Annotated in this window: 14 protein-coding genes; 9 read left to right on the forward strand and 5 right to left on the reverse strand. The window is 69.7% G+C overall.

The window, feature by feature from the left end; translation table 11 throughout:
• Nucleotides 1-210: 210 nt before the first annotated feature.
• The 5 genes from R2J76_RS19950 to R2J76_RS19970 are packed head-to-tail and all read left to right on the forward strand — an operon-like array spanning nt 211 to nt 6111.
• Nucleotides 211-777 carry a ribosome maturation factor RimP gene (locus tag R2J76_RS19950; protein ID WP_316413421.1) on the forward strand — a complete coding sequence of 189 codons (567 nt, stop codon included), beginning with the start codon at nt 211-213 and terminating at the stop codon, nt 775-777.
• Complete coding sequence (nusA, locus tag R2J76_RS19955) at nt 765-2078, forward strand: transcription termination factor NusA (protein ID WP_316413422.1); 1314 nt, start codon at nt 765-767, stop codon at nt 2076-2078. The genes R2J76_RS19950 and nusA overlap by 13 nt, the downstream gene beginning before the upstream one ends.
• 60 nt (nt 2079-2138) lie before the next feature.
• Entirely contained in the window at nt 2139-5156 is a 3018-nt protein-coding gene (gene infB / locus R2J76_RS19960) for a translation initiation factor IF-2 (RefSeq protein ID WP_316413423.1), read from the forward strand.
• A 53-nt stretch (nt 5157-5209) separates the two neighbouring features.
• On the forward strand, nt 5210-5599 hold the full coding sequence (locus R2J76_RS19965) for a type II secretion system protein (protein WP_316413424.1): 390 nt from the start codon (nt 5210-5212) through the stop codon (nt 5597-5599).
• Between the two features lie 2 nt (nt 5600-5601).
• Nucleotides 5602-6111, forward strand: coding sequence for a DUF4149 domain-containing protein (locus tag R2J76_RS19970; RefSeq protein WP_316413425.1), 510 nt, complete (start codon nt 5602-5604; stop codon nt 6109-6111).
• Nucleotides 6112-6356: 245 nt separating this feature from the next.
• Here the strand turns inward: R2J76_RS19970 and R2J76_RS19975 are convergent, their stop codons facing one another.
• A complete protein-coding gene (locus R2J76_RS19975; RefSeq protein ID WP_316413426.1) occupies nt 6357-7883 on the reverse strand; it encodes a methyl-accepting chemotaxis protein in 1527 nt (508 codons plus the stop codon).
• Between the two features lie 226 nt (nt 7884-8109).
• Between R2J76_RS19975 and R2J76_RS19980 the strand changes: the two genes are divergently transcribed.
• Complete coding sequence (locus R2J76_RS19980) at nt 8110-9948, forward strand: S53 family peptidase (RefSeq protein WP_316413427.1); 1839 nt, start codon at nt 8110-8112, stop codon at nt 9946-9948.
• Between the two features lie 288 nt (nt 9949-10236).
• On the opposite strand, the gene hflX is transcribed toward R2J76_RS19980, so the two are convergent.
• Nucleotides 10237-11391: a GTPase HflX gene (hflX, locus tag R2J76_RS19985; protein ID WP_316413428.1), complete on the reverse strand. Its 1155-nt coding sequence runs from the start codon at nt 11389-11391 to the stop codon at nt 10237-10239.
• Nucleotides 11392-11466: 75 nt separating this feature from the next.
• Between hflX and R2J76_RS19990 the strand changes: the two genes are divergently transcribed.
• From R2J76_RS19990 to R2J76_RS20000, 3 genes are read left to right on the forward strand one after another with little or no spacing between them, the layout of a single operon-like run.
• Nucleotides 11467-12783, forward strand: a complete 1317-nt coding sequence (locus R2J76_RS19990) for a response regulator (RefSeq protein ID WP_316413429.1) — start codon at nt 11467-11469, stop codon at nt 12781-12783.
• 10 nt (nt 12784-12793) lie between these two features.
• Entirely contained in the window at nt 12794-13747 is a 954-nt protein-coding gene (locus R2J76_RS19995; RefSeq protein ID WP_316413430.1) for a DUF3187 family protein, read from the forward strand.
• 46 nt (nt 13748-13793) lie between these two features.
• Nucleotides 13794-15932: an NHL repeat-containing protein gene (locus R2J76_RS20000; protein ID WP_316413431.1), complete on the forward strand. Its 2139-nt coding sequence runs from the start codon at nt 13794-13796 to the stop codon at nt 15930-15932.
• A gap of 69 nt (nt 15933-16001) precedes the next feature.
• On the opposite strand, the gene lpdA is transcribed toward R2J76_RS20000, so the two are convergent.
• Genes lpdA through R2J76_RS20015 form a run of 3 tightly spaced genes read right to left on the reverse strand, consistent with a single transcriptional unit; the run spans nt 16002 to nt 18779 of the window.
• Nucleotides 16002-17408, reverse strand: a complete 1407-nt coding sequence (gene lpdA / locus R2J76_RS20005; RefSeq protein ID WP_316413432.1) for a dihydrolipoyl dehydrogenase — start codon at nt 17406-17408, stop codon at nt 16002-16004.
• Nucleotides 17409-17460: 52 nt separating this feature from the next.
• A complete protein-coding gene (locus R2J76_RS20010; protein WP_316413433.1) occupies nt 17461-18186 on the reverse strand; it encodes a lysophospholipid acyltransferase family protein in 726 nt (241 codons plus the stop codon).
• Nucleotides 18183-18779, reverse strand: coding sequence for a peptidylprolyl isomerase (locus R2J76_RS20015; protein ID WP_394366853.1), 597 nt, complete (start codon nt 18777-18779; stop codon nt 18183-18185). Before R2J76_RS20015 ends, R2J76_RS20010 begins: the two co-directional genes overlap by 4 nt.
• Between the last annotated feature and the right edge of the window lie 48 nt (nt 18780-18827).

Raw genomic sequence — 18827 nt, forward strand, 5'->3', positions numbered from 1 at the left:
GCGACCTTGTCTTGGGGCCGGGATGGTTTGTGCGTCAAGGATATTTCACTTGTTATGCGGCCCGAAGGGCGATATTCTTCTCCGTTGAATTCGGCCTGGATTTTTCCGGGCTCCAGGGCAATCGGTGGAACCCGGCCGCTGCACCCAGAGCTTCGGAAAACCTTGTCGGGTGGGTTCAGCCCGCCCCAACAGCTTTTAAGGTCACACCCCATGGACGTGAAAAAACTCAAGGACCCCGTGGACCGGCAGCTGGCGCTGCTGGGCTTCGAGCTGGTGTGCCTGGAGACCGCCAAGGAGGGCCGGGACGATATCCTGCGCCTCTACATCGATCACCTGGACCGGGGCCCCGAAGGGGACCGGGCCATCACCCTCGACGACTGCGTGGCCGCCAACGACGGCCTCGTGGCCTGGCTGGACGTGGAGTTCCCCAACCTGCGGGAGACCATGAACCTGGAGATCTCCAGCCCGGGCCTCGAGCGGCCCCTCACCAAGCCCGATCACTTCCGCCGCTTCCTGGGCAGGCTCTGCCGCGTGCAGACCCTGGGCCCCATCAACGGCCAGAAGCGCTTCAAGGGGTGGATCACCGACGTGTCGGAGGAGGCCGTCGTCCTGGAAGAGGACAACGCCCTCAAGACCGTGCCCTTCGAATCCATCCAGAAGGCCCGCCTCGCCCCCTTCGACGAGGAGAAGGCCCCCAAACCCCGGCACGCGCCGGAACAACCGACAGCTGCCCGCGTAGAGAAAAGCGCCGGCAAGGAGACCGCATGGCACTCGTAGCAACCAGTTTCTTCGACAGCGTCAAGATGATCGCCGCGGAAAAGGGCATTCCCGAAGAGGACGTGTTCAAGGCCGTGGAGGAATCCCTCGTCAAGGCCGCGGAGAAGTACTTCCAGAGCTTCGATTTCTACGGCAACTTCCAGGCCCAGATGGACCGGGAGACCGGCGAGTTCCATGTGTACGCCCTCAAGCAGGTGGTGCCCGTGGTGGAGGAGGAGGACCTGGAGATCAGCCTCGAGGAGGCCCAGGCCCTGAACCCCGACGCCGCCGAGGGGGACACCCTCTGGCTGCCCCAGGACACGAGCCAGCTGGGCCGCATCGCGGCCCAGGCCGCCAAGCAGGTCCTGGTGCAGAAGGTGCGCGAGGCCGAGCGCGACCGCATCTTCACGGATTTCGCCGACCGCATCGGCGAGGTGGTGGTGGGCGAGGTCAAGCGCTTCGAGAAGAGCGCCATCATCCTGGAAGTGGACCGGGTGGAGGCCATGCTCCGGCGCTCCGAGGCCCTGCGCGGCGACCGCTTCGACAAGGGCCAGCGCATCAAGGTGGTCATCTCCGCCGTGGACAAGTCCGCCAAGGATCCCCAGGTGCAGGTGAGCCGCACCGATCCCCGGCTCCTCATCAAGCTCTTCGACCAGGAGGTCCCCGAGATCCACGACGGCACGGTGGTCATCCGCTCCTGCGTGCGGGAAGCCGGCGACCGCGCCAAGGTGGCCGTGCACTCCCTGGACCCCGACGTGGATCCCGTGGGCGCCTGCGTGGGCCTCAAGGGCAGCCGCGTCCAGGCCATCATCCGCGAGCTGAAGAACGAGAAGATCGACATCGTCCGCTTCGACGAGGACAACAGCCGGTTCATCGCCAACGCCCTCAATCCCGCCAAGGCCCTGCGGGTCACCGTGGTGGACCTGGAGCACCGCCGGGTGGAGGTGGTGGTGGACGACGAGCAGCTTTCCATCGCCATCGGCAAGCGGGGCCAGAACGTCCGCCTCGCCGCCAAGCTCACCGGCTGGAACATCGACGTGCGTAGCGAGGCCGAGAAGCGCCGGGACACCGAAGCCGCCATGGGCCAGGCCCTCTCCGAGGCCCCCCACGAGGAGGATGCGCCCAAGTCCAAGCTTCCCGAAGAGTTGGGAGAAGTCGAAGGCCTCACCCCCGCCCTTGTTGAAAACCTCGCCGCCGCGGGCCATCTGGATGCCAAATCCCTGTACACTATGACCGTAGAGCAACTGCTCGCCATCGAAGGCATGGATCAGGATCTGGCCTTCCGTCTCATCGACGCCGTGCACGCCCGGTTCGGAGAGTAGACCCTGGGCCCCTCCCGGTTATCTCCTCCGCCCCTTCCACCTATCGAGGTAAGCCCCTTCATGTTGCGCATCAACCAATTAGCAAAAGAGCTTGGCGTGAGCAATCACGAAGTGATCGACGCCCTCGAAAAGCGCCTGAACGTCCAGGGCAAGAGCCACAGCTCCAACCTCACCGACGACCAGGTCCAGTCGGTGCGCCGCGTCATCGAGAACAAGGGCCGGCCCCACGAGGAGCCCGCGGTCCAGCCGCGGCCCGTGGTGCAGACCCCCGTGCGCGTGGTGAAATCCGTGGCGCCGGCCCCCGTCGCGCCCCCGCCCCCCCCGGCGCCGGCCGTGCTCATCAAGAAGGCCGAGCCCGCCGCCCCCGTGGCGGAGCCGGTGGTGGTGGCCCCTCCGGCTCCCGCCCCCGCCCCCGTCCCCGTCCCCGTGGAAGTCCCCGCCCCGGCCCCCGCGCCGGCCCCGGTGCCCGTGGAGGTGCGCGCCGCCGAGCCCGCCCCCGAGGTGGTCAAGGCCCCCGCCCAGGAGACCTTCAGCCGGCTGCGCGTTTCCCAGGCGCCCGCCCCCGCGGCCAAGCCCCAGGAGCCCGCCCGCTACATCCAGCTGCCCCAGCCCGCCCCGGCCCGGGTGCGCCCGGAAGCCGGCGCCCGGCCCGTGATCCAGCGGCCCGGCCAGCAGCCCCAGGTGCAGCGTTCCGGCCAGCCCCAGCCCGAAAAGACCGTCCTGCCCATGGCCAGCAACACCGGCAAGGGCGAGATCCGCCACGAGCCCGCGGCCCCCGCGCCCTCCCGGCGCCCCTTCATTCCGCCCTCCATCACGGAGCTGCGGCCCGAAGGGGGCTTCACCCGCATCAAGATGTCCGACACCCCGGCCCCGGCCCCCAAGCCCCAGGAACCGGCCCGGTACATCCAGCTGCCCCAGGCCCGTCCCGCGGGCGGCTCCTCCCGCCCCGGCGGCCCCTCCCGCCCCGGCGGTCCCTCCCGGCCCGGCATGGGCGGCCCTTCCCGTCCCGGCATGGGCGGCCCCTCCCGCCCCGGCGGCCCCGGCGCCCGTCCCGGTGGCCCCGGCGGTCCCCGCCCCGGGGGTCCCGGCCGGCCCGGCGGCCCTGGCCGCGGTCCCTCCCTGCCCACCACCACCACCATCGATCCCAACGCCCAGAAGGGTCCCGGCCGCGGCGGCCACTTCTCCGGCAAGAAGAAGGACGACAAGCGCAGCAAGGCCGAGCGCGCCGCCGAGGAGCTTGAGCTCAAGCTCCGGCAGCCCCGCAGCCGCGCCCAGCAGATCGCCACGGAGTTCGTGAACGACGAGATCGGCATCGTGATGCTGTCCGAGGGCGTCTCGGTGAAGGAACTGGCCGAGAAGTGCAACCGCCCCGCCAAGGACGTGGTGGCCAAGCTCCTGCACCGCGGGATCTTCGCGACCATCAACCAGCCCCTGGACACGGAGCTGGCCAAGGAGATCGCCCGGGAATTCGGGTACCTGGCCGACATCGTCTCCTTCGAGGAGGACGTGCAGATCGCCGCCGAGGAAGGCAGCGACGTGCAGGGCGAGAAGATGCCCCGGCCCCCCGTGGTCACCATCATGGGCCACGTGGACCACGGCAAGACCTCCCTGCTGGACGCCATCCGCAAGAGCAAGGTGGCCGCGGGCGAGGCCGGCGGCATCACCCAGGCCATCGGCGCCTACCACGTCAACGTCAAGGACGGCACCGAAGGGGCCCGCCGCCAGGTGGTCTTCATCGACACGCCGGGCCACGAGGCCTTCACCAAGATGCGCGCCCGGGGCGCCAAGGTCACCGACATCGTCATCCTGGTGGTGGCGGCCGACGACGGCGTGATGCCCCAGACCATCGAGGCCATCAACCACACCAAGGCCGCCGACGTGCCCATGGTCGTGGCCATCAACAAGATCGACAAGCCCGGCGCCAACCCCGACAAGGTCGAGCAGATGCTCCTGCAGTACGGCATCCAGACCGAGGCCTACGGCGGCGATGTGCCCTGCGTCAAGGTGAGCGCCAAGAGCAAGGAAGGCCTGGATCTCCTCCTGGAGACCCTCCTCCTGGTGGCCGACCTCAAGGATCTCAAGGCCGTCTACGAGTGCGCCGCGGCGGGCTCGATCCTGGAAGCCCGGCTCGACCGCGGCCGGGGCCCCGTGGCCACCGTCCTGGTGCAGCAGGGCACGCTCCACGCCGGGGAGATCTTCGTGGCCGGCGCCACCATGGGCCGCGTGCGGGCCATGTTCAACGACCGGGGCGACAAGGTGTCGGAAGCCACCCCCTCCATGGCCGTGCAGATCCTGGGCTTCGAGGCCGTGCCCGTGTCGGGCGACAACCTCCAGGTGGTGGACGACGAGGCCAAGGCCCGGTCCATCGTCTCCTTCCGCCAGGAGAAGGCCAAGGCCGCCGCGCAGATCAAGCAGCGCGTCACCCTGGAGAACCTCTTCTCCACCCTCAAGGAAGGCCAGATCAAGGAACTGCCCCTCATCATCAAGGCCGATACCTCGGGTTCCGTGGAATCCCTGGTGGGCAGCCTCGAGCGCCTCTCCACGGAGAAGGTGCGGGTGCGCATCATCCACGCCGCCGCGGGCACCGTCACCGAGAACGACGTCCTGCTGGCCGAGGCCTCCAAGGCCACGGTCATCGCCTTCTCCGTGAAGGCCGAGCGCAAGACGGAGGAGCTCGCCCAGGAGGAGGGCGTGGACATCCGGTTCCACGAGATCATCTACAAGGTCACGGAGGAAATCACCGCGGCCATGATGGGCCTGCTGGACGCTGAGGAGCGCGAGACCATCCAGGGCCTCGCCGAGGTCCGGCAGATCTTCAAGGTGGGCAAGTCGGTCATCGCCGGCTCCTTCGTCACCGAAGGCAAGGTCCAGAAGCCCTACAAGGTCCGCGTCAAGCGCGGCCCCGACACCCTGTGGGAGGGCGGCATCAAGACCCTCAAGCGCTTCAAGGACGATGTCCACGAAGTGAAGAACGGCCTGGATTGCGGCATCGACCTGGACGGCTTCACCGGCCTGAAGGAAGGCGACCTCCTGGAGTTCTTCACCCGGGAGAAGTTCGCCGCCACCAGCCTGGGCTAAAATAATCCTGAACCCGGATGCCGCTCGGCGCACACTCCTGGTAGGGTCCCTCCATGCGAAAACAGCGCGGCTTCACGTTACTTGAACTCCTCACGGTGATGACCATCCTGGCCCTCCTGGCCACGGTGGGCATCGTGGGGTACCGCCGCCACACCAAGGCCGCCAAGGAAGCCGTGCTCAAGGAGGACCTCTTCCAGCTCAACCACTGCCTGGAGCAGTTCCGGGCGGACAAGGGCAAGTACCCCAGCGCCCTGGACATGCTGCGGACCCAAGGCTACATCCGGGATATCCCGGTGGATCCCATGACCCAGTCCAAGGACACCTGGGTGACCGAGTTCGAGACCCCCGACACCGACAGCCCCGACGCGGAGGTGGGCATCTTCCGCATCCGCAGCGGTTCCACGGACATGGGCGACAACCAGATCCCCTACAACGAGTGGTGAACATGAAGCCCCTGGCCCGCACCGACGCCGCCGCAGCCGGCATTCTCCTTCTCTGGACGGGCATGGTCCTGGGCTTCGCGTTCCTGGTGGCCCCCCTGCTCTTTTCCATCCTTCCCAGCCGGGACGTGGCCGGCCACATCGCCGGCCGTGTGGTCGGTCGTCTGGACTGGATGGCCTGGATCGCCTTCGGCGCCGCCGCCGCCCTGGCCCTGGCCCCCCGCTGGCTGAAGGAGATCCGGGAGGACCAGCCCGTGGGGCCCCAGCGCCTGTGGGCCGCCGCCGTCCTGGTGGCCCTTCTCATGTGCTTCACCAGCCAATGCATCGTGAGCCCCGGCCTGGACCGCATCAAGGCCCGCATGGGCGGCCCCGTGGAGGCCCTGGCCCAGGGGCATCCCGACCGGGTGGCCTACCAGAAGGCGCATGGCATCTCCCGGCAGATGATGTTCCTGAGGCTGCTGCTGGCCGTGGGCCTGGCGGCGGGCGTGGCCTGGCTGCCGAAGGAAAAGGCATAGGACCAGAGTGTGTCGGCAAACCCCAGGTGCTTTGAAACCTTGATGAAGGGGCTGTTCCAGGTTGAACAGATCCCGGTTCATCCCATCGATCGGCGTTCATCCCGGTTTCCGCAGGGCTGACGCAGAGGTGGGTCGGAGCGCACGTTACTCGACGTCCTTGACGCAAAGGTTGCGACAACTCCCAGCGAAGTTCAAACGGGGATAAACGGGATCCAGGGGAAAAGGCAGGATGCGGGTACGGTGCGTCAGAGCTTGAAGCGGTTCACCAGGCTCTTCAGTCCGTCCGCCACGGAGGCCAGATCGTCGGAGGTCCTGGCCACTTCCTGGACCGCCGTCGACAATTGATGCGCCGCGGTGGCGTTCTGGTCCAGCTGACGGGCCGTGGAATCCATGAGCTGGCCCACGCGGCCGCTGGTTTCGGCCTGTTCCCGGCTCAGGGCGCCGATGGAGCCGATGCGGCCGGCGATGGCGGAGATGCGGGCGCGCACCGTCTCCAGGTGGTCGAGGGTGACCTGGACGCTGGCGCCGCCGCCGGTGACGGCCTCCTCGGTGAGCCGGAGGATGCCTTCGATCTCCCGGGCGCTCTGGGCGCTGCGCTCGGCCAGCTTGCGCACCTCCTCGGCGACCACGGCGAAACCCTTGCCGGCGTTGCCCGCCTTGGCGGCCTCGATGGCGGCGTTGAGGGACAGGAGGTTCGTCTGCCGGGCGATGCCCTGGATGGCCTGCACGGCCACCACGATGCGGTTCGTGGCCTGCTGGATGGCCAGCATGCCCTCGGCGGTGCCCCGGCCTTCCCGGGCCCCCTTGTCCGTATCCTCCACGGCCGAATCCGCCTCCGTCCCGGTGTGGCGGGACTGGTCGGCCATGGTCTCCGCGTTCTGGTCCAGCTGCTGCAGGGCCTCCTGCACCCCCCGGCCGGCGTCCCGCAGCCCCAGGCTCACCTGGGCCACTTCGCCCACGGTGCGGGTCATCTCCTCGGCGCTGGCCGCCAGTTCCATGCTGCCGGAGGCCACCCGCTGGGAGGCCAGGTTCACGTCCTGGAGGGCCCGGTTCAGCTGCCCGGCCATGCCGTTGAAGGCTCCGGCCAGCTGGCCGATCTCGTCCCGGGAGCGCACCTCGGCCCGGGCCGTGAGGTCCCCCTGCGCCATGCGCCCGAAGGTGCCCGACAAGCCCTGGAGGGGCCGGAGCACATTGCGGCGCACGGACAGCGTGACCATCCAGCTCAGGAGCCCCAGGAGGCCCAACCCGGCCGCGGCGGTGATCAGGCGGGTGCGGGCCACCCGCCCCTCCAGGCCGGCGGTGGGCACCGAGACGCCGAAGGCGGCCACCAGGTCGCCGGGCTTGCGGTCCTTGAAGGCCTCCATGCCCACGGCGCCGTGGCACAGGATGCACTCCTCCTTCAGGCGCGCCGGGGCGAGGGTGTACTTGAATCCCTCCCCGTCCTCCTTGAGGTTGGCCCGGCGCAGGTCCAGGCCGGGATCCGCGGCGAAGGCCTCCAGGGAGGCCCGCTCGAAGTCCCCGGCGGCCCCCGGCGCGTAGCGCCCGGGCTCCACCCGGTGGTAGGTCATGCCGCGGGACGCGCAGTAGGCCTCCGCGGTGGCGTGGAACATGTTGCGGGAGGCCACCGACATGGTGGTGAGGTTGTCGTCGAAGGCCTTCTCCATGAGATCGGCCTCCCGGGTGCCCACGGCCCAGGCGGAGGCCAGGATCACCAGGGCGAGCACCACCCCCACGGACAGGAAGATCTTCAAGGACAACTTCAGGTCATTCATGCCGCGCCTCCGGAGGGACCTGCCATCTGATCGGCCCGTGGTTCGGAAAGGTTGACTATTTGACTCTGGATTCGGTCCGGGGCGCCAGCTCTTTTTCTCTTCATGTTTTTTAACAATTCATTCCTTGACCACGGTTGGCTGGACGCCAATCATGACCTCAAACCCACCTGGCGCCTTGAGCGCCCTTCAGCCTTTTTCACGCCATATCCCCTGCAAGGAGGGAGCAATGCGTCTTCGCCACCACCTTTCCCTTGCCGGCCTCGCCCTGATCCTGGGCGCCGGCAGCATCCCCGCCATGGCCGATACGCCGGTCCCGGTCGCCGCCGAGGAGCCCCAGACGGTCTCGCTGGTCTTCAAGCTCCGCAACACCCAGCTTCTGGAAAGGTTCATCGACAACAGCGTCGATCCCGACCACTGGGGCTTCCGCCACTTCCTCTCCACCCGCGAATTCGCGGAGTACTTCGGCCCCCTGGACTGGCAGTTCCATGAGGTGCTCGACTTCATGACGAAGAACGGGATCACCATCAACGAGGTGTACGACAGCCACATGGTGGTGCGGGCGACCGGCACCGCCTCCCAGTTCAGCGCCCTCCTGTCCACGGACCTGGTGTGCTGGAAGGAAGGCGGGCACCGCTACCAGAGGCCCACCCGCAGGCCGAAGGTGCCCACGGAAATCGGCGATATCGTCCTGCTCGTGGCCGGCCTGGACACCCAGCCCGCCGTGCGCTCCCACGCGCTCACCACCGCCCGGGCCCAGGCTCCCGCCCAGGCCGAGGCCCCCACCGCCGTGGCCATGCCCGCTCCGGGCACCCTGGCGACCGCGACGCCGGGCAGCTACACCGTGGGCGACGTGGCCAACTTTTACAACATCAATCCGCTCTACGGCCGCAATATCACGGGCAAGGGGACCACCCTGGGCATCGCCACCCTGGCGACCTTCAAGCAGGCCGACGCCTACCGGTACTGGTCGGCCATCGGGCTTCCCGTGCTGGCCAACCGCATCACCGAGATCCCCCTGGACGGCGGCGCCGGCACCAACGGTTCCGGCGAGACGACCCTCGACGTGCAGCAGTCCGGAGGCGTGGCCCCCATGGCCAAGATGCTGGTCTACGAGGCGCCCAACACCGCCTCCGGGTTCATCGACTTGTTCTACCGGGCCGTTTCCGACAACAAGGTGGACTCCCTGTCGGTGAGCTGGGGCTCGGCCGAAGTCTACCTGGACGAAGACACCGCCACCGCCTACAAGCAGGTGATGATGGAGGCCGCGGCCCAGGGCATCCCCGTCATCGCCTCCTCCGGCGATTCCGGCGCCTTCGACCTGAACCGCAACTTCTACACGCCCTTCTACTCGCCGGTCAACACCGTGGACCACCCGGCCTCGGATCCCTACGTCACCGCCGCCGGCGGCACCACCCAGCCCGTGACCATCCAGCGCGCCCACGGCACCATCACCGTGCCCCAGGAGCGCCCCTGGGCCTGGAACTACCTCGAGCCCTACTACGTGCAGTGGTACGGCCAGTACTACTACGACGCCAACCTCTTCCCCGTGGGCGGCGGCGGGGGCGTGAGCACCTACTTCGAGGCCCCCCACTACCAGCACGGCCTCGCCGGCCGCCGGAGGACGCCCGCGGCCTTCAACAGCCTCTACTACTACCCCAACTACCCGAGCCTGGACGGCGCCGTCCTGGACCTCACCATCGAAGCGGGCTACCCCGGCCGCAACGTCCCCGACGTCTCCCTCAACGCCGACCCCTTCACCGGCTACCTCACCTGCGAGGACGGCCTCTTCTACGCCGGCAACGGCGGCACCAGCTTCGTGGCCCCCCAGCTCAACGGCATCGCGTCCCTCCTCACCCAGGCCGCCGGCCGCCGCATCGGCTTCCTCAACCCCCAGCTCTACGACATCTACAAGAAGTACGGCTACGGCCCCCGGAGCCCCTTCCACGCCGTCACCACCGGCGACAACCTCTACTGGAAGGCCATCCCCGACTACAACCCCGCCTCCGGCCTGGGAACCCTGGACGTGACGCGGCTGGAAGGCATCCTGAACCGCCGCCGCCACTGATCCCGTCCGTACCTGCCGGTGGCCGGAGGTGGATGACACAGGGAAGGAGGGAATGCCTCCATTCCTGCGCACCGCCTTGTCGGGCCGGGAACGGAACGTGGCGCGCCCCACTCCCCCATCCAACCTCCGTCCCCGGATTACGGCAAGCGCATTCGCAGCAGCTTGCTGCTGCGAATGCGCTACCGATGGGTCGGCGCGAGGGGTCCGGACCCCGATGGGTCGGGTTCGCGGATGGAACCTGGCTCATTCCCTTGCGGCCCCCGGCGGGGACTGCCGCCATTGCCCCCCTCAGAGCTCCCAGGCCTCCGGCGTACGGGGGCGGGGGGGGCCGGGGATGAGTTCCAGGAGCCATTCCCGGATCTCCTCCACGCCGTCCCGAGTGAGGGCGCAGGTGAGGACGGCTTCGGGGTGGGCGCGCTTGAGGTCGAGGCGCCGGGGGCGGGTGAGGCGGTCGGCCTGGTTCAGGACCAGGAGCCGGGCGTGGTCCTCGCAGCCGATCTCCTTGAGGGTGGCGCCCACCACCTTCAGGTGGTCCTCCAGGTCGGGGCTGGAGGCGTCGGCCACCACCAGGAGGGCCTCGGCGCTGCGCACCTCCCCCAGGGTGGAACGGAAGGCGGCCACCAGCTGGTGGGGGAGCTTGCGGATGAAGCCGACGGTGTCCGACACGAGGGCCTGGCGGGGCTCCCCGGTGGTCTCGTCCACGCCCAGCCAGGCCTTCCGGGTGGTGGTGTCCAGGGTGGCGAAGAGCATGTTCCGGGGCTCCCCCTCGCCGGTGAGCGCCTTCAGGATGCTGGTCTTGCCGGCGTTGGTGTAGCCCACCAGGGCCACCCGGGGGGCCTTGGGGCTCCGGCCCTGGCCCTGGGTCCGGCGGACCCGCTGGAGGTGCTCCAGCTCCCTCTTGAGCTGGCTGATGCGGAGGCGGGTCATGCGGCGGTCCACCTCGATCTGCGTCTCGCCGGCGCCGCCGCGCACCCCCACTCCGCCCACCTGGCGCTCCAGGTGGGTCCAGGCGCCCTTGAGGCGGGGCAGCTCGTACTCGTACCGGGCCAGTTCCACCTGGGCCTTGGCCTCGCGGGTCTGGGCCCGCTGCTCGAAGATGGCGAGGATCAGCCCGGTGCGGTCCAGGCAGGTCATGCCGGTGGCCTTCTCCAGGTTCCGGACCTGGCTTCCGGAGAGCTCGTTGTCGCAGAGGAGCATGGTCGCGCCCAGGTTCCGGGCCTTGTGGGCCACCGCCTCGATCTGGCCCTTGCCGTAGAAGGTGCGGGACTCCACGGTGGCGCGCTTCAGGCGCTCCCGCCCCACGGGCTCCAGGTCGCAGGCCCGGGCCAGTTCCTCCAGCTCGGCCAGATGCACTTCGATATCATTATCCCGGTCCTGGGGTCCTTGGTGGGCGATCAGGAAACATCGGGGGATGAGCTCAGGCATAGGGAACGAGGTTACCATCAATTCCTGGGTTGATTTCAGTTCAAGGACGGGTTCCGACGGGCCGATGCTAGCATCAGAAAACCGTGAGGGATTATGGCCATTTTTGGCTTTGGCAAGGACAAGAAGGATGGCGGAGGTTCCCAGGAACTGGTCCTGGCCTACCTGGAGGACGCCCAGCGGGTGCGGGCGCCCTTCACCCTGTCCGGACCCCGCAAGGCCGAGGTGCCCGCCGTCGTCCAGGGCATCGACGAGTCCGAGGGCACGGTCACCTTCCAGATCACCGGGCCCCTGCTGGCGGAAAAGGGCAACGCCGTCGAGCTGATCTTCATCCAGGAGGGGCTGCGCCTGGGAGGCTCGGCCCGGCTCCTGGAGACCCGAAGCGGCGTGGCGGTGCTGGAGCTCCCCGACGCCCTGGAGCTCAAGGAGCGCCGGGGCGCGCCCCGGGCCCGCCTCAACCCCAAGGAGGGCGCCACCATCACGGCCCTCACCGGGCTCTTCGACGGGGTGGGCATCACGGGCACCATCGAGAACATCTCCGAATCCGGCGTCCGGCTCCGGGTGGAGAAGGGCATGGCCATCAAGGGCGAGAAGCGCCTGCCCCTGGGCACCGGGCTCGTGCCGGTGGGCCAGCCCTTCATGCTCATCAAGCTCAACAAGGTCCCCAAGTGTCCGGCGGTCATGGAACTGGAGGGCAAGGCGGTGTACCTGGACGCCGGCTCCGGCGGGCTGACCATGGGCATCGCGTTCTCCCGGCCCAAGGCGGACGTGGCCGGGGCCCTGCGGGGCCTGGTGGCCTCCCGCACCTCGGCCATTCCCTCCTCCCTGCCCCCCAAGACCCGGCGCAAGGCGGAGCCCCCCTCCTCCGGCCTCCTTGCGGACGAGCCCCTGGTGCGCCCCAGGCCCCAGGAGGAGCCCAAGACCAGGCCCGCCGAGGTGAAGGCGGAGGCGCCGCCTCCCCCCCCGGAGCCCCCCAAGCCTGAAGAGGAGGAGGCCCAGCCCGCCGCCAAGAGCGACGTCCTCGCCCGCCTCAAGAAGCGCAGCCGGGCCGTGGTGGTCCTTTCCCGCACGGCGGCCTTCGACGACATCCTCAAGGGCTTCCTCCAGGAGGACGGCTTCGGGCGCGTGCTCTCCACCACCTTCCCCGAGGAGGTCTTCGAGCTCCTGCGCCAGCCCAACCTGGGGGTGCTGCTCCTGGACGGGGACATGACGGTGGTGGAATCCCTGGAATTCGTCAAGCGGCTCCAGGCCACCTGCGAGGACCTGCCCCCCATCGTCCTGGCGGCCGAGGACATCTCCACCGCCATCGTACTGGCCGCGCGCCGGCACGGCGTGGCGCAGCTGGTGGTGCGGCCCTACGTGCTGGACGCCACCTTCTCCGCCCTGCTCTCCGAGCAGGTCGCCCTGCGCTAGGACCGGCCCCATGCACCCGTGCCGCTGGGCCCTGGCCCTCGCCCTGCTCCTCCCGCTCCAGGCCCAGGAGACGCCCCATCCCAACCGGCTGGCCTGGCTCATGATCTTCCCGGAGCCCCTGCCCGAGGGCACCACGCAGTTCTCCCTGGAGGCCACCAACCAGTTCCTGCGTTCGGACCGCCGGGACATCACGGACAACGGCGTCACCCACGCCCACCTCCAGGGCGAGGAATGGCAGCTCACCTCGGACCTGGCCGGGGCCCTGGGCCCCGGGCGCTTCAATGTGCGCACCCGCCTCGTCTACCGCTCCTCGGGCATCGCCTCCCGGGCCATCATGAACTGGCACAACCTCCTGGGGGTCGAGCAGGGCGGCCGGGACCAGGACCCCACCTTCGACGACCGGTACCACCTGGAGCGCAACGGGGTCACGGTCTTCGATCTGGACAGGCCCCGCCTGCAGGTGCAGGGCGTGGACCTGGGCTACGTCCTGCCCTGGGGCGACCGCCGCCACGGGGGCCGCGCCGGGGCCACGGTGCAGGTGCCCACGGGCCGCGCCTCCGAGCTGCAGAGCAGCGGGGGCACCAATTTCCTGGCCGGGGCCGCCGCCTGGACCTCCTTCGGCCCGTTCCGCGCCTGGACCCAGGCCGAGGAGATCTGGATCAGCCTGCCCGCCCACAGCCCCCTGCGCACCGTGGTGACCCGCGGCCAGTTCTGGCGCGCCTGGGCCGGCCTGGCCTGGCAGGGCCCCGGCGGCTCATTCTGGAGGGGCTTCGCCCTGGATCTCTCCTTCGCCTACAACGAGACCCCCTACCGCACCCACCTCACCCGGGTGGACAAGTACGGCCTGCAGCAGACCTGGGTCTTCAGCCACGAGCGGCTGCCCCGGTGGCGCTTCGGCTTCACGGAAAAGGGCGGCACCTTCGCCACGCCGGAGATCACGGGGTTCGTGACCTTCAGACCGTAGGGAACCAGGCCCGTGGAGGTCCCACCTTCTGGCTGGGAGGTGCGGGATGGGGGGGACGCTCGCATGGGGAATCCTGGCCTGTCTGCCGGGTCTCGCGCAGGTGCAGGTGGCCCCGGCGGAGGTGGTGCTGGGGGCCGGGCAGAGGTGCGCCTTCCAGGCCACCCTGGCGCGGGCGCCGGGCGCCGACCCGTCCAGGCCGCCTTCCTGGGCCCGGGGGGAGCGGGAGCCGGACCTGTGGCTCTGGACGCTCTCGGAGGGGGGGCCGGGCCACCTGGACGGCAGGGGCGTCTACACGGCGCCGGCGGGAGGTCCCGCGGAACGGACGCGGATCCGCGCCACCCTCGCGGCCTCGCCGGAGGTGTGGGGGGAGGCCACCGTGACCTTGATCCCCCTTCCCGATGTCCCCGTGGCCCTGGTGGGCCAGGTGCTGGGCCCGGACTGGGCGGCCCCCTACTCCACCTTCCTGCCCTTCGTGGAGGGCGACGTCCGGTGGCGTCCCCGGCCCGGGGTCGTGGCGCGCACCTCCCTGTGGGCCCATCCCCTGGAAGTGGGCTACGGCCTGCCCGCCCAGCTCACCTGGACCTTCCGCCCGGGCGCCGCCGGGGCGCGGCTCACGTACCGGGAGGGCTCCCAGACCGTTCGCAGGGACGTCTCGGGCCAGGACCGGGCCCTGCTCACCCTGCGGGGCTGGACCCGGCGCTGCCGGGTGGAATCCCTCCTCCCGGCCGGGGGCGGCACCTGGATCAGCTGCGTGGAAACCCGGCGTCTCCTCCCCCGGGGGCTCTTCCCCCTCCCGGAGGACGGGGAAGGCCCAGGCCTGGCGGCACGCTGCGCGGAGCCCAGCGGTCTCCTGGAGGTGCATCTCGGCCCCCGGCCCTCCGTCCTGGTGGCCGACGCGGGCGGCCATGCCCTCCACGTCCTGGACCCGGACCGGAAGGCGCGCACCTGGTGCGGGGACCCGGGCCAGCCGGGTCACCGGGACTCGCCCCCGCCCAAGGGCTGCCTGAGGCGGGTGGTGGAATCCCTGGCCGGCCTGCGGGAGCCGCCTCCCCGGTTCAACCGGCCCACCTTCCTCGCCCAGGGCATGGGGTGGGGCTGGGGGGCCTCCTGGCGGGTGATGGTGGCCGACAGCGGGAACCACGTCGTCCGGACCGTGACCCCCGTGGGCCGGGTGGGCACCCTGGCGGGCACCGCCGGCCATCCGGGCCACCTGGACGCGGTGGATCCTCTCGAGGCCCGGTTCAACACCCCCCAGGGCCTGGCCTGGGATCCGTGGGACCAGTCCCTCTACGTGGCCGACCAGGGGAATGCCGTCGTGCGCAAAGTCCACCGCCTGCACGGCGTCACCACGGTCGCCGGCCAGGTGGGCAACACCGGGTCCCGGGACGGGGGGCGCCAGGTGGCCCAGTTCACCAACCTCAAGGGCCTCCAACGGACCCCCCGCCCCATGGGCCCGGCCCGTCTCTATGTCCTGGATGGCCATGCGGTCCGGGAAGTGAACCCGGGAACCGGCCAGGTGACCACGGTGCTGGGGCAGGTGGATGCGCCGGGCTTCCGGGATATCGGCCCGGGCCCGGAGCCCCCCCTCGCCCCCTGCCTCAACGACCCCTGGGACCTCAAGCCCTGCGGCCGCGCCTTCCTCATCGCCGATCGGGGCAACCACGCCGTGCGCCTCTGGGATGCCGCCCGGGGCTCCCTCACCACCCTGGCCGGCGATCCCGCCCTGCCGGTCACCCGCAGCGGCCTGCTCCGGGACGGCATGGCCGTGCCCCTGGACGGGACCTACGGCGCCCTGCGGGGCCCCCGCGCCCTCCTCCCCCTTTCGCCGGGGCACGTCCTCGTGGCGACGGAACCGTCGGTGGTCTCCCTGGGCCAGGGCGATCCGGCCCGGGAGCCCGCCTGGACCCTGCTCCTGGAATGCGCCGTGGAGCCGCGGGGCGGCACCTGCCAGGCCCGCTTCACCCTGGTCGGCGACCAGGAGGAGGTGGTCCCCATGGCCTACACGGTGGACTTCCTGGAGCCTGACGGCACCCTGGCCGGGCGCCGCACCGGCGACAGCTTCACCTGGCAGCCCATCCTGGCGGACGGCATCTTCGGCCAACAGGGCAAGGGCAGGGTCGTCGTCCGGTGCGTGACCCACCAGGGGCGCTCGGCGGGGGGGATGGTGGAGGTGGAAATCCGTTAGGGGCGCCGACCCATCCCGGTTCCGGCCCTGCGGGAACGGGGATGGAGCGGACGCACAGGATGGAGGGGATCAGGCGTTCAGGGCCCGTCCGTACACGGCCCGCGCGGCCTCGGGGAAGGCCTCGTTGAGGGTGGGGTGGGGGTACATCGTGTTGATGAGTTCGTCCACCGTGTACTCGCCGCCCAGGAGGGCCAGGCTCGAGGCCACCAGTTCCGTGGCCTTGGGGCCGATGATGTGGATGCCGAGGATCTCGCCGTACTTCCGGTCGGCGACGATCTTCACGAAGCCGTGGGGCTCGCCGATGATGTTCGCCTTGGCCAGGGGCATGAAGGGGAAGGAGCCCACCTGCACGTCGTGGCCCTTTTCCCGGGCCTGGGCCTCGGTGAGGCCGATGCAGCCCACTTCGGGGTCGCAGTAGGTGACGCTGGGCACCCGGTCGTAGTTGATGGGGTGGGGATGGACGTCCTTGCCCAGCGACTTCGCGGCGTGCTCGGCGGCCACGATGCCCTCGTCGGAGGCCACGTGGGCCAGCATGGGGGTCTTCACGATGTCGCCGATGGCGTAGAGGCCGGGCTCGGCGGTGGCGAGGTAGGCGTCGACGGTCACGAAGCCGCGGTCCACCACGGCCTTGGTAGCCTCCAGGCCCACCCCCGCGGTGACGGGGCCGCGGCCCACGGCCACCAGGAGGTGGCTGCACTCGACGACGCCGCCCTTCTCCCCTTCCAGGTGGCAGACCACCTTGTCCGGGAAGCGCTCGATGGAGGCGATCTTCGTCTTCACGCGCACGTCGATCTTGTCCTTCTTGGCCAGGATCTTCGCCAGCTCCTCGCCCATGGAGGCGTCCTCGATGGGCAGGATGCGGTCCATGAACTCCACCAGCGTCACCTTGGAGCCCAGCCGCGCGAAGACCGACGCGAACTCCACGCCGATGGCGCCGGCGCCCAGGATCACGAGGCTGGAGGGCAGCTCCGTCATGTCCAGGAGGTGGTCGCTGTTCACCACGCGCACGCCGTCGGTCTCCATGCCGGGGAGTTCCTTGGGGACGGAACCGGTGGCCAGGATGATCCTGCGGGCCTCGTGGGTCTCGCCGGAAACCTCCACCTTGCCTCCGCCCAGGAGCCGGCCGGTGCCCTTGAGGAAGGTGACCTTGTTCTTCTTCATGAGGAACTCGACGCCCTTGCCGTTCTTCAGGACGATGCGGTTCTTGCGCTTCACGATGGCGGCCAGGTCGGCCTTGAGGGCCGAGACGTCCACGCCGGCGATGCCGTAGTCCGCGAGGTCCGACATCTGGTCGTAGCGGTGGGCGGTCTCCAGCCAGGCCTTGGCGGGAATGCAGCCCCGGCGCAGGCAGGTGCCGCCGAGACCCGCGGGATCCTTCTCCACGATGGCGGTGGCCAGGCCCAGCTGGGCGCCGCGGATCGCCGCGATGTAGCCTCCGGGGCCGGAGCCGATGACGATGAGATCGAATTGGGCCATTGCGGTGCTCCTGGAAGGTCAGAAAGATCCAACCCCCATGTTCCCACCCAAATTAGCCTTTGGCCACCAGGGCTTTCACGGCCTCGTGGGCCGTCTCCCTGAGGACGTCGAGGTCTGGAATCTCGGAAGGCAGGATGGGACGGCCCACGTGGATGCGGAAGGTGCCCGGGGTGACCCGCCACCCGCCCGCGGGGAGCATCTCGAACCCGCCCGTGAGGCCCAGGGGCACCAGGGGCACGTCGGCGTCCTGGGCCAGGTTGAAGACGCCCTTCTTGAAGGGGAGCAGCGCGCCGTCCCGGGTGCGGGTGCCCTCGGGGAAGGCGGCCACGGTGGCGCCGTCGTGGATGAGGCGCGCGGCGCGCTTGAGGGACGCGATGGCCTTGGGCCGGTTCCGGCGGTTGATGAAGATGCACCCGCCCATCCAGCACGCCGGGCCCAGCACGGGGATGAGGAGCATCTCGATCTTGGCCAGGTAAACCGGGTGGTTGGGCAGGTTGCAGGTGAGCATCATGGCGTCCAGGTAGGACGTGTGGTTGGCGATGTAGATCACCGGCTGGCGCCCCTCGCGGATCTCCGCGGGCAGGTCCTCCCACCCGTCGATCTCGTGGCGCACGCCCCAGATGCGGCCCATGTGGGCGAAGTACACCTGGGCCACCTTGCCCATGGCCCTGCGCCCCCCCAGGAAGATCGACAGCAGGAAGCCCGCCACCGTGAACACGAAGAGCATCAGGAAGACGTACATCAGCACCAGGAAGGGCTTGACGAAGGGCCTCCTCATGGCGCCGCTACCACCTCGGCGGACTTGATCCGCACCGCGTACTCGGGGACGTTCTGCATGCCCTTGCGCATGATGGTGTTCACCTTCTCGATCTTGTCCACGGCCTCCATGCCCGAGACCACCCGGCCGAAGACGCAGTAGCCCGCGCCCGCCGCCGAGGGATCCTTGTAGTCCAGCGCGGCGTTGTCGGCGGTGTTGATGTAGAACTGGGCCGCGGCCGAACCCGGGTCCTCGGTGCGGGCCATGGCGATGGTGCCCCGGGTGTTCCGGAGCCCGCCCTGGAAGGCCGGGGCCGCCTCGTTGGGGATGGGCTCGTGGCAGGGCTTTTCCGTCAGGTCCGGCAGCATTCCGCCGCCCTGGATCATGAATCCCGCGATCACACGGTGGAAGATGGTGCCCGCGTAGTGCCCCTCCTTGACGTAGCGGAGGAAATTGGCGACGGTTTTCGGAGCCAGGGCGGGCTCCAGCTCCACCACCACGGGCCCGTAGCTGGTGAGGATCTGCACGCGCGGCCGGGCCTGGGGCGCCTCCTGGGCGGGAGGCGCGGCCGGGGTCTGGGCCAGGGCCGGGAGGACGCAGAGGAGGGCGGCGATGAGGGCGGCTTTCATGTTCAACTCCGGAGGACATTTTAAGTTATTTAT

Origin of the sequence: Mesoterricola silvestris (genome assembly GCF_030295405.1) — a bacterium.
Taxonomy (GTDB): Bacteria; Acidobacteriota; Holophagae; order Holophagales; family Holophagaceae; genus Mesoterricola; species Mesoterricola silvestris.

Excerpts from the sequence above, each read along its gene's own strand:
- R2J76_RS19970 (WP_316413425.1), top strand. The coding sequence starts at position 5,602 with ATGAAGCCCCTGGCCCGCACCGACGCCGCCGCAGCCGGCATTCTCCTT.
- lpdA (WP_316413432.1), bottom strand. The coding sequence starts at position 17,408 with ATGGCCCAATTCGATCTCATCGTCATCGGCTCCGGCCCCGGAGGCTAC.
- R2J76_RS19965 (WP_316413424.1), top strand. The coding sequence starts at position 5,210 with ATGCGAAAACAGCGCGGCTTCACGTTACTTGAACTCCTCACGGTGATG.
- nusA (WP_316413422.1), top strand. The coding sequence starts at position 765 with ATGGCACTCGTAGCAACCAGTTTCTTCGACAGCGTCAAGATGATCGCC.
- R2J76_RS19975 (WP_316413426.1), bottom strand. The coding sequence starts at position 7,883 with ATGAATGACCTGAAGTTGTCCTTGAAGATCTTCCTGTCCGTGGGGGTG.
- hflX (WP_316413428.1), bottom strand. The coding sequence starts at position 11,391 with ATGGTAACCTCGTTCCCTATGCCTGAGCTCATCCCCCGATGTTTCCTG.
- R2J76_RS19950 (WP_316413421.1), top strand. The coding sequence starts at position 211 with ATGGACGTGAAAAAACTCAAGGACCCCGTGGACCGGCAGCTGGCGCTG.
- R2J76_RS19980 (WP_316413427.1), top strand. The coding sequence starts at position 8,110 with ATGCGTCTTCGCCACCACCTTTCCCTTGCCGGCCTCGCCCTGATCCTG.
- R2J76_RS20010 (WP_316413433.1), bottom strand. The coding sequence starts at position 18,186 with ATGAGGAGGCCCTTCGTCAAGCCCTTCCTGGTGCTGATGTACGTCTTC.
- R2J76_RS19995 (WP_316413430.1), top strand. The coding sequence starts at position 12,794 with ATGCACCCGTGCCGCTGGGCCCTGGCCCTCGCCCTGCTCCTCCCGCTC.
- R2J76_RS20000 (WP_316413431.1), top strand. The coding sequence starts at position 13,794 with ATGGGGGGGACGCTCGCATGGGGAATCCTGGCCTGTCTGCCGGGTCTC.
- R2J76_RS19990 (WP_316413429.1), top strand. The coding sequence starts at position 11,467 with ATGGCCATTTTTGGCTTTGGCAAGGACAAGAAGGATGGCGGAGGTTCC.
- infB (WP_316413423.1), top strand. The coding sequence starts at position 2,139 with ATGTTGCGCATCAACCAATTAGCAAAAGAGCTTGGCGTGAGCAATCAC.